Below are 13661 nucleotides of genomic sequence, written 5' to 3' on the forward strand. Positions count from 1 at the left end.
GGTAAACCGTGGTTGGGTAATAGGGGCCGGTGGCGTCCCGATCCGCCGCGCCGGAGCTCGCGCCAGCGGAACGCCGGCCCGCGTCGGCGGCCCGGACCAGCCGCGTCGTGTGGGGGCGGAGCCTCGCGCGCAGGCATGGCGCCGAGAACTAGCCAGCGACAGCGCCGCGGCCGGCTCAAGCCATGGGCCGTCAGCTCGGCCTGCGGTGGCACACGACATCCCGGTGCGGCGCCTGTCGGCAGGGTGCCGATGTCCGGGGGACGCGGCTGACGCAGCTCGGAGGAGTTGGCGTTCCACTCAAGGGGCCTTCCGCCGGGATTGCCAACCATAGTTGCGCATGTTTAGTTGCGTAACTATGGTTGTGGACATGGGTCCGGGGTGGATCCCACCCCTCCGTGAAGAGCAAGGAGTGCCATCGCATGGCTACCGTCATCCAAGGCGTCGGCAGGGTCGCCCGCGTCCTCGGTCCCGTCGTGGACGTGCAGTTCCCCTCGGGCGCGCTGCCCGAGATCTACAACGCCCTCGAGGTGGAGGTGGACTTCGCGGGCGAGCGGCGCACCTTGACGCTCGAAGTGGCCCAGCATCTCTCCGACGGGCTGGTCCGGTGCATCGCGATGCAGATAACGGACGGTCTGGTCCGCCAGGCCGCCGTGACGGACACGGGTGCCCCCATCACCGTCCCCGTCGGCGACTTCACCAGGGGCAAGGTGTTCAACACCCTCGGTGAGGTGCTGAACGTCGACGAGAAGTACACCGGCGAGCGCTGGCCGATCCACCGCAAGGCACCGAAGTTCGACGAGCTCGAGTCGAAGACCGAGATGTTCGAGACCGGCGTCAAGGTCATCGACCTGCTCACCCCGTACGTCAAGGGTGGCAAGATCGGTCTGTTCGGCGGTGCCGGTGTCGGCAAGACGGTGCTCATCCAGGAGATGATCTACCGCGTCGCCAACAACCACGACGGTGTCTCCGTGTTCGCCGGTGTCGGTGAGCGCACGCGTGAGGGCAACGACCTCATCGAGGAGATGTCGGACTCGGGCGTCATCGACAAGACCGCGCTGGTCTTCGGTCAGATGGACGAGCCCCCGGGCACCCGTCTGCGCGTCGCGCTGGCCGGCCTCACCATGGCCGAGTACTTCCGTGACGTCCAGAAGCAGGACGTGCTGTTCTTCATCGACAACATCTTCCGCTTCACGCAGGCCGGTTCCGAGGTCTCCACGCTGCTCGGGCGTATGCCGTCCGCGGTGGGCTACCAGCCGAACCTGGCCGACGAGATGGGCCTCCTGCAGGAGCGCATCACCTCGACCCGTGGTCACTCGATCACCTCGATGCAGGCGATCTTCGTCCCCGCGGACGACCTGACCGACCCGGCCCCGGCCACCACCTTCGCCCACCTCGACGCGACGACGGTGCTCTCCCGTCCGATCTCGGAGAAGGGCATCTACCCGGCCGTGGACCCGCTGGACTCCGTGTCCCGCATCCTGGACCCGCGCTACATCGCCGCGGATCACTACAACGCGGCCATGCGCGTGAAGACGGTCCTGCAGAAGTACAAGGACCTCCAGGACATCATCGCGATCCTCGGTATCGACGAGCTGGGCGAGGAGGACAAGCTCGTCGTCCACCGGGCCCGTCGGGTGGAGCGCTTCCTGTCCCAGAACACCTACGTCGCCAAGCAGTTCACCGGCATCGAGGGATCGACGGTTCCGCTGGACGAGTCGATCGCGGCGTTCAACGCGATCTGCGACGGCGAGTACGACCACTTCCCCGAGCAGGCGTTCTTCATGTGCGGCGGAATAGACGACCTCGAACGCAACGCAGCGGCGCTGAGGTAGATGCGGTGCGGTCGCGTTCCGGGCGATGCCGTGCAGCCCTGAGCCTCCGCACCGGCGCCGGGCCGTCGACCGGGGGACGCCCCCGGCAGTGTCCGACGGCGCTGACGGGTGCCCACGGTCCGCGAGACCGACCACTCCGACGCCGATCCGGGCCCCGGGCGGCGGCGGAGGCCTGCCGTGCGTAGGCTGCGCCCATGACGCATATCCCTGGCCCTTCGCCCAAGGAAGCCTTCGAGCTGCTGCTCGCGGGAAACCAGCGCTTCGTCGCGGGGACTCCCGAGCACCCGAACCAGGACGCCACCCGGCGCGCCGAGACCGCACCGGCCCAGCGACCCTTCGCCGTGCTGTTCGGCTGCTCCGACTCCCGCCTGGCCGCAGAGATCATCTTCGACCGCGGCCTGGGCGACCTCTTCGTCGTCCGCACCGCCGGCCATGTCGTGGGCGCCGAGGTGCTGGGCAGCATCGAGTACGGGGTGGACCTGCTGGACAGCCCGCTGGTCGTGGTCCTCGGCCACGACTCCTGCGGCGCGGTGGCCGCCGCGTGCGCCGCGCTGGAGGACGGCAAGTCACCGGCAGGGTACGTCCGTGACGTAGTCGAACGGGTGACCCCCAGCGTCCTGGCAGCACGCGCCGCCGGGCGCACGCGGCCGGACGAGGTCCTCGCCGAGCACATAAGGAGCACCGTGGACCTGCTGCTGGACCGATCGCGGGTACTCGCCGAGAGGGTCGCCGCCGGCCGGGCAGCCGTGGTCGGACTGTGCTACCGGCTCGACGACGGCACAGCTCGGGTGGTCGCGGCCCGCGGCCTGGACACCGCGGTCACGGTCACCACCCCCTCGTGACCCCCGGCCTGGACACCGCGGTCACCACCCCGTCGTGACCCCCGGCCCGGACCCGCGGTCACCACCCCCTCGCGACCTGCGGGACCGCCGAGGATGCCCCGGGCCCGTGCGAGCGTCCAGCCGTAGGCGTGAGGGGCATCGGCCGGTGATCCAAGCCTGATGTCCGGATACAGAGCCCGTTCGCCCATCTCGATGCGCATGACCTCGATCACGAACGAAGCATGGACAGTCGGACACAGGTCCGGTCCGGGAGGCTTCATGCCTTCCGGTATGGCGTGGGAACCGCGTAGTCGAGCAACTCCGCCTCATGTCTTCGCGGGCCGCGGCTGATTGGAGTAGTGACTACTTCGAACCGCTCGGGTCCGGTGCACGTCCTTTGACACGCGGGGGCGGCGGGCTCCCCGTCGTCCCCGCGGTCGCTGGACCGTCACACACGTCCGCCATTCCTCCGGTGGTGGACAGACCAACCCCCGGACTCGCACTCCTGATCGGAAGTCCCCGCATGATCGCGTCCTGGTACGACCGGCAAGGCCCGGCGGCAGAGGTGCTGCGGGTCGGCGAACTGCCCGACCCCGTCCCCGGACCCGGCGAAGTCCGCGTCCGCGTCACCGTCTCCGGCGTCAACCCCGGGGACACGAAGAAGCGGCGAGGCTGGACGGGGGCCGTCATGCCGTATCCGCGCATCGTCCCGCACAGCGACGCCGCCGGCGTCGTCGACACCGTCGGCGACGGCGTCGACCCGGGACGTGTCGGGCAGCGGGTGTGGGTCTACGGCGCCCAGTCCTACCGCCCCTTCGGCACCGCCGCCCGCTACACCGTGGTCCCCGGGGACCTGGCCGTCCCCCTTCCCGACCAGCTGCCCGACGACCTCGGCGCGTGCCTGGGCATCCCCGGTATCACCGCGCACCGGTGTGTGTTCGCCGACGGCCCGGTAGCCGGCCTGCACGTACTGGTCAACGGCGTTCTCGGCGGCGTCGGGTCGCTGGCGGCGCAACTCGCCCGGTGGGGCGGGGCCACGGTCATCGGCACCGTGCGACGCGCCACCGACCTGGACCGTGTCGATCCCGGGGTCGTCCCGCACGCCGTCGCGCTCGACTCGGCCGATCCGGCCTCCGCGATCCGCGCCCGTGCCCCGCGGGGGGTGGATCGGATCATCGAGGTGGCCCTGTCCGACAACGCCGGCCTGGACGCCGCCGTCGCCGCGAACGGCGCGGTCGTCGCCGCATACGCCACACATGCGGACCGCACGGAGATCCCCTTCTGGGACCTGCTGTTCAAGAACGTCACCCTGCGTCTGACGGGCAGCGACGACTTCCCCGCAGAGGCCAAGCGCCAGGCCGCGCGCGACCTCACCGCCGCCGCGGCGGAGGGAGCACTCTCCGTGGAGGTCGGTGCCCGCTTCCCGCTCACCGGCATCGCCGAGGCACACGACCGTGTCGACGCCGGCGGGCGCGGCCGCGTCCTCGTCGACGTCCCTCGGTAGGCACGGAGACGACACAGAGGACAGCGCTCCATCGCGGGCACCGGGTGCGCGGCGCCCACGCATATGTGCTCCGAGGACCTCCGCTCCGGAGCGGGAGTCCAGGTGCGGGGCGCCGTTCGGCCCGTCGGGGCAGACTTCACCCGGCACCGCTCCTGACCGGACGACCCGGGTGGCGGACGCGGGTGCCCGGGTCCGCCACCGGCCGAGGGGGAGACCGTGAGTAGCCACTACTCCGCCCCCCCTGCCCAGCGCCGGTATCGTGCGGTCGTGGATCCCGGATCGGGAGATGTTCGGTCCACGGCAGGGGAGTTCATGCACGAGGCAGAACCGACACCGTCGCGAACCGTGGCCCGCCGGCCGGACGCCTCGGGCCGTAGCACGAACCCCCGGTATGTGGACGTCCTGCTGTGGGGACTGGCTCTGCTGGACCTGAGCCTCGCCGCGGTCGCGTTCGTGTGGCCCGGACAGTGGTTCCACCTCGTCCACGGCGCACCTTATGTGGACCCGCAAGGCCTCATGCCCCGCACGGGTGCCTCATGGGCCATGTTCGCCGTCCTGGAGGCCGCGGCGGCGGTGAACTGGAAACGCCGGCCGGCATGGCTGGCTGCCATCGCGGCCGTCAGAGCGAGTGACGTCGCCACCGACTGGACCTACCTCGCCTGCAGCGACCACGTCTCCCCGGCCGGCACCCTGATGCTCGCCGCGGCCTCTCCTGCCAACTGCCTGCTGGCACTGCTGCTCTGGCGCGCCTGGCGATGTCGGCAACACGCCCCATGACCCCCTCCCTGTGACCGCCCGGACGGGCACCGGGTACGGCCGATCGACGAAAAGCGGCTTCCCGCGTGCCCAGTCATTCTTACTGGGGGAGGAGTCGCTTCTCCAGTCAGTGAATCGACGCCGAAAGATATTCCCTCGGTTCCCGTCGGGCAAGTGATTTCCTGTGGGGGAATCTGTAGGGAATGCAAGGTTTGGCTGACCATTGATATTCGAGGAATACATCCTGGAATACATCCTCTCGACGTGCTGCGCGGTCCGTGATCGGGTGGAATTCAGGCCCCCTGGCGGAGTGCGACCGACCGCACCGCGCCCCGCGAGAACGTCACAAGGTCGCCGTCACCGTGGTGCCCAGGAGTCCGGTCTCGACGTGCAGGTCCCGAGTGAGGCTGTCGACGAGCAGCATGCCCCTGCCGCCTTCACTCGACGGCTCCACGGTTTTCGGGCACGGCTGCTCCACGGCACTTCCGGTGTCGCAGACGGTCACGGAGAAGTGGTCGCGATCGGCCCGGCACTGCAGGATCACGGGTGCCGTACCGTGCACCACCGCATTGGTGACGAGCTCGGAGACCACGAGCTCGGCGGCGTCGGCGGTCTCGGACGGTCCCAGGTCCCAGCTGCGCAGGATGCGGCGGACCTCTTGCCGGGCATGCCCGGGGGCGGTGGCGTCCACGGGTAGACATTCCGCGTATATGCGCAGGTCAGGAGAGTGTGCGCAGACTTCGCTGCTGCTGGCTGCCACATCGGCGTGGGGATCGGCGGGCATCGGGCACCTCTTCGGTGGAGTCCCCTTGCGGGGTGCTGGTCCTTGTGCCAAGCACATCACCGTCGATGCCGCCGGGGATCGGGGAAACCCCCTAGAACCATCCCCAGGTTTCCGCACGGGCCGACCGGCCCCGCCGTGAGCAAGAGGCGGGCCGTGGAAATCGGCTCACGGGATCTGAGTATGTGTTGCTCAAGGCCCGTTCGAACGCCGTGAGTAGATTGATGAAGTCGGCAGGACGCCCGTCGCGATGCTGGGAAAAGCGCCACATCGGGCAGTAATCCCCAGCCCGACCCCCATCGCCGCTCGTGCTCCCCGGTATCCGTCACAGAGCCGGAATCGACGTCGGCCGACCACCCAGCGACCCGTCTTTTCACGCGAGCAGGACCGGTGAAACACCCGGTGGTCCGGACCACCGCTGGACGGACGCTGGCCGCGGTGGCCGGCTGAATCCGCCGACGCCGCACGCAGGGGCGAACCACGGCCGCGCCCATCGACAGCGACATCGACTCCGAAAGAACGGACACATGAAGCGCCTCAAGAGCGTCATCCTCTCGGTCACCCTCCTGGCGGGAGCGGCCTCCGCGTGCGCCTCCCCGCACGCCACCGGATCCACGTCGGCGCCGGCCCCGCCCCGCGCCACGCAGTCCGCTCCCGAACCGCCCACCGGAGCGGCGAAGCCCGACCCGGCCGTTCCACCGTGCTCGCTCATCCCGCCCAAGGCCCTGGCGGCCGCCGCCGGAACGGCACCGGTCGAGGGAAAACCACTGCCGAACGGATACTGCGACTACCGCATGTCCTCCGGATCCCTCACGGTGGCCGTGGACCACGAGACGGGGAAGGTCCGCCACCAGGCGGCGCGTGAGAACTATCAGAGCGCTACCACCGTCACAGGGATCGGTGACGACGCCTTCCTCTCGCCCGCGGACCACCGCTGCTCGGTTCTTGAGGGGAACACCCAAGTCCTGCTCACCCTCTTCGTGCAAGAGGGGACGTTCGACAAGGCGTGCACCGAACTGATGAGGACCGCGGTCCAGCACCTGTGAGTTCGACCCGAAAGCTCCGGTACGACGCCGGCGTGCACCGGGCTCCGGTACGACGCCGGCGTGCACCCAGGCGCGCTGCGACTCCTGCTCCACCGGCCCGCCGAGCGGCTGCGCACGGCCCGGTCGCGTCAAGCGGCGGACGGCACCCGCCGTTCGGATCATCCGGCGCGCCCCTTCGGGTGATCGCCCCGGGGCCGACGAGCCCGAGCCGCCGGGGGAGCGGGTACGACGTTTCCGAAGAGGGCGCACCGGAACCACATGAGGAGACTGGCGATGTACGCTGCGGTCCGCCGGTACGAAGGAGTGACCGATCCGGTCGAGGCGGGACGCCGCGTGAGCGAGGGGTTCGTGCCGCTCATGCGGGAGGTCCCCGGCTTCGTGGCGTACTACTGGCTGGTGGCCGAGGGCGGAGTGATGGTGTCGACCAGCGTCTTCCAGGACAGGGCCGGCGCGGAGGAATCGATCTCGCGGGCGACGGACTTCGTCCGGGACCACCTCGCGTCCCTGCTCCCCAACCCTCCCCAGATCACCGCCGGAGAGGTCGTGGCGTCCGCCTGGCAGGGCTCGGAACAGGACCAGGGGCTGACCGGGTAATTCGGCGCGCCTGCCCGGCATACCCCGAGGACACCTCCTCCGCGGCCGACCGGCGTCCTCGACGTCTCGGCGCCGACCTCGTACGAGTCGGCGCCGACCTCGCACTAGCTCGTCAGGGGGTGGTGTCGACCGTGCCCCAGGACGGATGCGCCGTCAGCTCGGTGACGGGGGTGTACCAGATGAGGCTGGAGCAGACCCGGGTGCTCGGAGAATGCATGCCGGGGCAGTTCTCCAGGGCGATCTTGTGCGCCGGGTCGAGGAGGTAGGTGGAGAGGGTCCCCTTGGCGACGGCCTTCTCGAAGTTGGACTGGATGATGCCACCGCCGCTGTCCCCGGTGCCGGCGGCCGCACTGTAGTCGTCCTGCCAGGCCTTCACCTGGTCGTAGGTCCACCACGTGCCGTTGTACACCGTCTGCCCGGTCTCGATGACACGGATGCCGCAGATGATGCCCGAGTAGGCCCCGTTCGTGCACACGTACTCGTTCGGCACACTTCCGGCGGTACCGCTGACCGACTTGGTGGGGTGGGTGTTCAGCGTGGGAATGTCCGCCCAGATCTTGTTGGTGACCGTGTCATGGGTGTTCAGCCGCAGCACAGCGAGATCGTGGTCCTTGTCGATGCTCTCGATCTGCGCGTCGGCCGGACTCCCGCCGATCTTGACCGCACGTTGTGTCAGGTCGAAGTCGTGCTTGTCCTCGTTCCAGAAACAGTGCGCCGCGGTGAGCACCTTGTCGGGCCTGCCCGAGGGCGTCGCCGGGCCGTTGAGATTGAAGGCGGCACTGCATCCGTGGTTGGTGGCCGGATAGTTGATGTGGTCACCGCCGTTCAGGGGCGTGACGTCCGTCCATCGGTCCGTGTCGGCGGAGAGCTGGGTGCCGGCGGTGGGCGTGGCGGTCTGCTGATCGGCCTGGATCGTGACGGGGACCGTAAGCTCGCGCAGAGCGGGGATCTCTCCGGCCTGTTGCGCGCTGCCCGAGACCCCGACACTCAGTCCGGACGCGTCGGGCAGGGGACCCACCGAGACCACCGGACTCGCCGATGCCGTGACGTCCCGCACCAGGCGGCTCGACGCCTCCCGCAACTCCGCCTGCGTGTAGTCGGACTGCCGGACCGCCGAGCGCACGCCGTGCTCGCCGGCCGCGGCCAGGATCGAGACGACCGCGTTCGAGGGCTCGCCCTTCCAGTAGACGTCCAGGCGGCGCTCGCCGTGGTTGATCACGACGGAACCGAAACGGGAGCCCGGATCCTGGTCGGCCGCCTTCCTGACCTCGTCGGCGAGCTCCACGAGCGGCCCCTGTACCGCCTGCAGCTCCTCCCAGGAGGAGTAGCCCGCGGGCAGAGCCCCCTGCTGGGGCGTCACGCCCGTCTGTGCCCTCACATGCCCGCTGGCGGAGCTCGGACTGGCCTGCCCCGCGGACACCGTCATGAGAGCGGCCGCCAGCAGCGCGGCTCCGGATATGAGTCTGTTCTTCTTCAAGGCATGCCCTTTGAACTTGTCTGAGGTTTCGGGTTCTTACGAGGGCCGGGGGCCGGAACGCGAGAGGGCCGCCACGGCGGTCGAGGTCTCGGGTCCGTCCGGGTGTGCGCCGGTGACGCGAATCGGTCGGGGCGTGTGTCCGGGTGGGGCGGGCGACGCCGGGACCTTGGCCCGTAACGGCTCGTCCTGCCCGGCTCGGATACCGCACAGTTCCGATATGCCCCCCATGGCTCACTCATGGGCAATCATTCCAGTGTCAGGGCTATGTGTATGAGTATCCGCTACTTGAATTGATCTTGGTGTGAGCCGTCAGGCTGAGAGAAGCGCACTCGGCGGTAATCGCCGGGAGCACCTGGCATCGTGATAGGCGGCGTGGCTGGTTTGGGGCTCCGCAGGCGGTCCTTGGGGCGGCGCTTGTTCCCAGGGCCCGCCTTGCGCGTACCAGGCGCCGGGCGGGGGCCGCCGGACGGGGCGGTCTCCTGATCCCGAATTGGAGTACCCAATACTCGACCATCCGTCCGGTGAGGGGCGAAATGGCTACTGACTGGTAGTGTCGCCGAATATGCGGATCGGGTTGCCGCGTCCTACCAGAAGAGGCACCTGACCATCTATTCGTTCCCTTATGACAAACCGTGATTGATCCACTGGGGGATCCGGAAGTGCTGCACACCGCTCGTCGGTACCGGTACGGGTTGCTGACGGAGTATCCGGTACCGCGACGGCGAGGGAGGTGCTGGACGGCACGTTCGGCAATACGCACTCCCGAGACATCTCAGTCAAGCTCGACGCTTCGGGGCAGGGGCCGATCCCTTTTCACGGCTGACGGTCGAGCTGAGATCGGACCTTTCAGCTCCTGATGCCTGGTCGATCGATCGCCGTACTTCGCCCGCGCCGCACAAGGCCCACGCAGGTGCGGACGCCCCCGTACGAGGAGTGGTGACCGGTAGTGGCGGCAAGTGAGTGGGAGTGGGATGCGGCGGCGAAATGCCGCACTGTGGATGCTGAGACGCTGTTCGTGGAGGGCGCGGCGCAGAACGGGGCGAAGGCCCTGTGCATCGGCTGTCCGGTCGGTACGGAATGCCTCGCCCACGCGCTCGACCACCGCATCGAGCACGGCATATGGGGAGGCATGACCGAGCGCGAACGCCGCAACCTTCTGCGCCGTCACCCCACGGTGGCCTCGTGGCGTCTGCTGCTGGAGACGGCCCGCACGGAGCATGCATCCCTCGCCCGACTGCTCCCGGCCCAGTCCACGGTCCCCAAGCGAAAAGCCTGAAGAGAACGCGCGACCTGCCGGGCCGACAGCGGTAGCCCCGTCCCGAGACGGACGCACACGCCGCAACCCTTCTCCCCGGCACCTTTCCGCCCGGCGCACGCACGGGAGGACGGCAACACCTTCCTCAGGAAGCCGGGAGGCCCGGAACCCGTGGTGTGTCGTCCAGGTCGCGGGCGGGACCTGGGGAAAACTGGGCATGGGGACAACCGCCCGGCGAAAGGGACCGCCGTATGACGACGGATAGGCAACCGGCTCCCGTTCGGATCCTGGTGTTCGGCGCTTCACGGCGCGCAGCATCCATCAACGCGCGGCTCGCCTCGCTGGCGGCGGACGAGATCGCGGCAACCGGTGCCGAGGTCGACCTGGCCGGCATGCGGGACTTCGACATGCCGCTGTACGACGGCGACGTGGAGGATTCCGAGGGAGTGCCCGCCGGCGCCCTGGTCCTGTGCGAGAAGATCAAGCGCTGCGATGCGTTCGTGATCTCGTCGCCCGAGTACAACGCCTCTGTACCGGGACTGCTGAAGAACGCCATCGACTGGGTCTCCCGCGTACGACCGCAGCCCTTCAAGACCAAGCACGCGCTGCTCATCTCCTCCTCGCCGTCGATGATCGGCGGCAATCGGGGACTGTGGGCGCTGCGGGTCCCGCTGGAGCACCTGGGGACACGGGTCTACCCCGACATGTTCAGCCTGCCCCGCGGGCACGAGGCTTTCACCGAGGACGGCCGGCTCGTCCACCCCGGCTCCGGCGAGCGGCTCGCCGAGACCGTCTGCGGGTTCGTGCGCCTGGTACGGGCCGACGTGGAGTTCGTGTGCTTGCGGCGCCGCTGGTTCGAGTTCCCCGGCGATCGCACCGACGCACCGGTCACCCGTCGGAGCGAGGAATGAGCAGCGTTCGCCGACCAGCCCTCCTCCCCACTCCCATGCCGAGCTCGCCGCCCGGCTCCACACCAGCGAAGTGACCGTCAGGAGACACGTCACCCGGATCCTCGTGAAACTCGGCCTCCGCGACCGCGCCCAGGCCATCGTCCTCGCCCACCGACACGGTCTGGACCGTCCCCCGCTGTGACAGCGGCTCCGTCCGGGACGAGCGGAACACGCTCCCAGGCACGGACACCGCGGTCCGGCGACAGCCGCCTCGCCGGTGGGCCCGCAGCCCCCTCGAGGGCGCAGCCCCGGCGCTGATGTGCCGCGGGTGTGACCACGTCATGCCCGCGTACCCTTCTCGGGTGCCAGCCTCCCGCCTGCATCGCGTCGCCGTCCTTGTGCTCCAGGGTGCCAAGCCGCTCGATGTCGGAATTCCCGCGCAGGTCTTCACGACCCGCGCGAGCATGCCGTACGAGGTGCGGGTGTGCGGGGCGACACCCGGCCTCGTGACCGGGGGCGACGGCCTCGCGTACCACGTCTCCCACGGTCTGGACGCGCTCGCGTGGGCCGACATCGTCTTCGTCCCGGGCTACCGGTTCCCGGACCGCGACGTACCGCCGCAGGCCGTCCTCGACGCACTGATCGCCGCCCGGGCCAGGGGCGCGCGGCTCGCCGCGATCTCGACGGGTGCCTTCGCACTCGCGGCGACGGGCCTGCTCGACGGCAGGCGCGCCACGACGCACTGGCACTACACGCGGGCACTCAAGGCCAGGTACCCCTGCGTCCGGGTCGACGAGAACGTGCTGTTCGTCGACGAGGGCAGCGTGCTCACCTCGGCCGGCGCCGCCTCCGGCATCGACCTGTGCCTGCACATCCTGCGCGGCGACCTCGGAGTGGCCGCGGCCAACCACGCGGCCCGCCGTCTGGTCGCCGCCCCCTACCGCAGTGGCGGCCAGGCGCAGTACGTACCGCGCAGCGTCCCCGAGCCGCTCGGCGAGCGGTTCGCCGCCACCCGCGAGTGGGCGCTGCACCGGCTCGGCGAGCCCCTCACCCTCGACGCACTGGCGCGGCAGGCCGAGGTGTCACCGCGCACCTTCTCCCGTCGTTTCGTCGAAGAGACCGGCTACACGCCGATGCAGTGGGTGATGCGAGCCCGTATCGACCTGGCCCGCGAGCTGCTCGAACGCTCGCAGCGCAGCGTCGAACAGATCGCCGCCGACGTCGGGCTCGGCACCGGCGCCAACCTGCGCCTGCACTTCCAGCGCATCCTGGGCACCACACCGAGCGAGTACCGGCGGACCTTCACTCGCGGCGAGTGACCCGTCCGGCCCCGCATGGCGGGATCCTTTCGAACCGTGGCGATCACGCCACTGTCAGCGGCGCGAGCCGCGGGTGACCCTGGTGGCAAAGGGAAGGGACATCACTCATGACTCGCATCGCCGTCAACGGGTTCGGTCGCATCGGCCGCAATGTGCTGCGCGCACTGCTGGAGCGCGACAGCGCCCTCGAGATCGTCGCCGTCAACGACCTGACGGAGCCCGCCACGCTCGCCCGGCTGCTCGCCTACGACAGCACGGCCGGCCGGCTCGGGCGCCCGGTGACCGTCGACGGGGACGCCCTCGTCGTCGACGGCCATCGGATCACGGTGCTGGCCGAGCGCGAACCGGCGCAGCTGCCGTGGAGCGCACTCGGCGTCGACATCGTCCTCGAAGCCACCGGCCGGTTCACCTCGGCCGAGGCCGCCCGAGCCCACGTCGACGCGGGCGCGAAGAAGGTACTCGTCAGCGCGCCGTCGGACGGCGCCGACGTCACCCTCGCGTACGGGGTCAACACCGACGCCTACGACCCGGCCGGGCACACGATCGTCTCGAACGCCTCCTGCACCACCAACGCGCTCGCACCGCTGGCCGCGGTCCTGGACGAACTCGCCGGCATCGAGCACGGGTTCATGACGACGGTGCACGCCTACACGCAGGAGCAGAACCTGCAGGACGGTCCGCACCGCGACGCCCGTCGCGCCAGGGCCGCGGGCGTCAACATCGTGCCGACCACGACCGGCGCCGCGAAGGCGATCGGCCTGGTGCTGCCGAACCTCGACGGCAAGCTGTCCGGCGACTCGATCCGGGTACCGGTGCCGGTGGGCTCGATCGTCGAACTCAACACGGCGGTCGCCCGCGACGTGACGCGCGAGGACGTGCTGGCGGCATACCGTGCCGCAGCCACGGGTCCGCTCGCCGGCATCCTCGAGTACTCGGAGGACCCGCTCGTGTCCTCCGACATCACGGGCAATCCCGCCTCGTCGATCTTCGACTCGGCCCTCACCCGTGTCGACGGCCGCCACGTGAAGGTGGTCGCGTGGTACGACAACGAATGGGGCTTCTCGAACCGCGTGATCGACACGCTCGAGTTGCTCGCCACCCACTGACCGGGCGCCGGACGCCGGGCGCCACCCGGCCTCCGCGACCGCCCCGACCGGCACTTCGCACGGGTGCTCCGGTGGTCCAGCCGGGCCGACCGGGACGCCCCGTCGCGAAAAGGGAGCGCCGTCGACCGCGGGCTGTCCGTCTGCTCGCGTGTGTGCGCCCTCACCCCTGAGGGGTCTGCGTCACCCGGAAGCGGTTGATGGCGTCGATGTGCCGGTCGCGCATCTCCTGGTCGCGCACGCCGAGGCCCTCCTCGGGTGCGAGGCACAGCACGCCGACCTT

At 69.8% G+C, this 13661-nt stretch carries 12 protein-coding genes and 1 pseudogene; 11 read left to right on the top strand and 2 right to left on the bottom strand.

Annotated elements, in window-relative coordinates:
- The first annotated feature begins 419 nt into the window (after positions 1–419).
- From atpD to ACGFT2_RS24065, 4 genes are all read left to right on the top strand, one after another.
- The gene (atpD, locus tag ACGFT2_RS24050; RefSeq protein WP_393281603.1) at positions 420–1832 is read left to right on the top strand and encodes a F0F1 ATP synthase subunit beta; all 1413 of its coding nucleotides are present in this window, start codon (positions 420–422) and stop codon (positions 1830–1832) included.
- Positions 1833–2026: 194 nt separating this feature from the next.
- Entirely contained in the window at positions 2027–2674 is a 648-nt protein-coding gene (locus tag ACGFT2_RS24055; RefSeq protein ID WP_393281605.1) for a carbonic anhydrase, read from the top strand.
- Positions 2675–3176: 502 nt separating this feature from the next.
- Entirely contained in the window at positions 3177–4157 is a 981-nt protein-coding gene (locus ACGFT2_RS24060; protein ID WP_393281607.1) for an NADPH:quinone reductase, read from the top strand.
- A 312-nt stretch (positions 4158–4469) separates the two neighbouring features.
- Positions 4470–4934, top strand: coding sequence for a hypothetical protein (locus ACGFT2_RS24065; RefSeq protein WP_393281609.1), 465 nt, complete (start codon positions 4470–4472; stop codon positions 4932–4934).
- 322 nt (positions 4935–5256) lie between these two features.
- On the opposite strand, the gene ACGFT2_RS24070 is transcribed toward ACGFT2_RS24065, so the two are convergent.
- Positions 5257–5604: an ATP-binding protein gene (locus ACGFT2_RS24070; RefSeq protein ID WP_393281611.1), complete on the bottom strand. Its 348-nt coding sequence runs from the start codon at positions 5602–5604 to the stop codon at positions 5257–5259.
- Between the two features lie 617 nt (positions 5605–6221).
- On the opposite strand from ACGFT2_RS24070, the gene ACGFT2_RS24075 reads away from it, so the two are divergent.
- Together ACGFT2_RS24075 and ACGFT2_RS24080 are read left to right on the top strand one after the other, a co-directional pair.
- Positions 6222–6740 (top strand): hypothetical protein, encoded by a 519-nt coding sequence (locus ACGFT2_RS24075; protein WP_393281613.1) that lies wholly within the window; start codon positions 6222–6224, stop codon positions 6738–6740.
- Between the two features lie 273 nt (positions 6741–7013).
- Complete coding sequence (locus ACGFT2_RS24080) at positions 7014–7334, top strand: hypothetical protein (protein WP_393281615.1); 321 nt, start codon at positions 7014–7016, stop codon at positions 7332–7334.
- Between the two features lie 112 nt (positions 7335–7446).
- Here the strand turns inward: ACGFT2_RS24080 and ACGFT2_RS24085 are convergent, their stop codons facing one another.
- The gene (locus ACGFT2_RS24085) at positions 7447–8811 is read right to left on the bottom strand and encodes a trypsin-like peptidase domain-containing protein (protein ID WP_393281616.1); all 1365 of its coding nucleotides are present in this window, start codon (positions 8809–8811) and stop codon (positions 7447–7449) included.
- 946 nt (positions 8812–9757) lie between these two features.
- Between ACGFT2_RS24085 and ACGFT2_RS24090 the strand changes: the two genes are divergently transcribed.
- From ACGFT2_RS24090 to gap, 5 genes and pseudogenes are all read left to right on the top strand, one after another.
- Entirely contained in the window at positions 9758–10087 is a 330-nt protein-coding gene (locus ACGFT2_RS24090) for a WhiB family transcriptional regulator (protein ID WP_393281617.1), read from the top strand.
- A gap of 230 nt (positions 10088–10317) precedes the next feature.
- Positions 10318–10977, top strand: coding sequence for an NADPH-dependent FMN reductase (locus ACGFT2_RS24095; RefSeq protein ID WP_393281618.1), 660 nt, complete (start codon positions 10318–10320; stop codon positions 10975–10977).
- A gap of 31 nt (positions 10978–11008) precedes the next feature.
- Positions 11009–11158: pseudogene (locus ACGFT2_RS24100) on the top strand (response regulator transcription factor); the annotation flags it as partial.
- A gap of 160 nt (positions 11159–11318) precedes the next feature.
- Positions 11319–12275: a GlxA family transcriptional regulator gene (locus tag ACGFT2_RS24105; RefSeq protein ID WP_393281620.1), complete on the top strand. Its 957-nt coding sequence runs from the start codon at positions 11319–11321 to the stop codon at positions 12273–12275.
- Positions 12276–12382: 107 nt separating this feature from the next.
- Positions 12383–13381, top strand: coding sequence for a type I glyceraldehyde-3-phosphate dehydrogenase (gene gap, locus ACGFT2_RS24110; protein WP_393281622.1), 999 nt, complete (start codon positions 12383–12385; stop codon positions 13379–13381).
- Positions 13382–13661: the final 280 nt, after the last annotated feature.

This window comes from Streptomyces sp. NPDC048514 (assembly GCF_043199955.1).
Classification (GTDB): domain Bacteria; phylum Actinomycetota; class Actinomycetes; order Streptomycetales; family Streptomycetaceae; genus Streptomyces.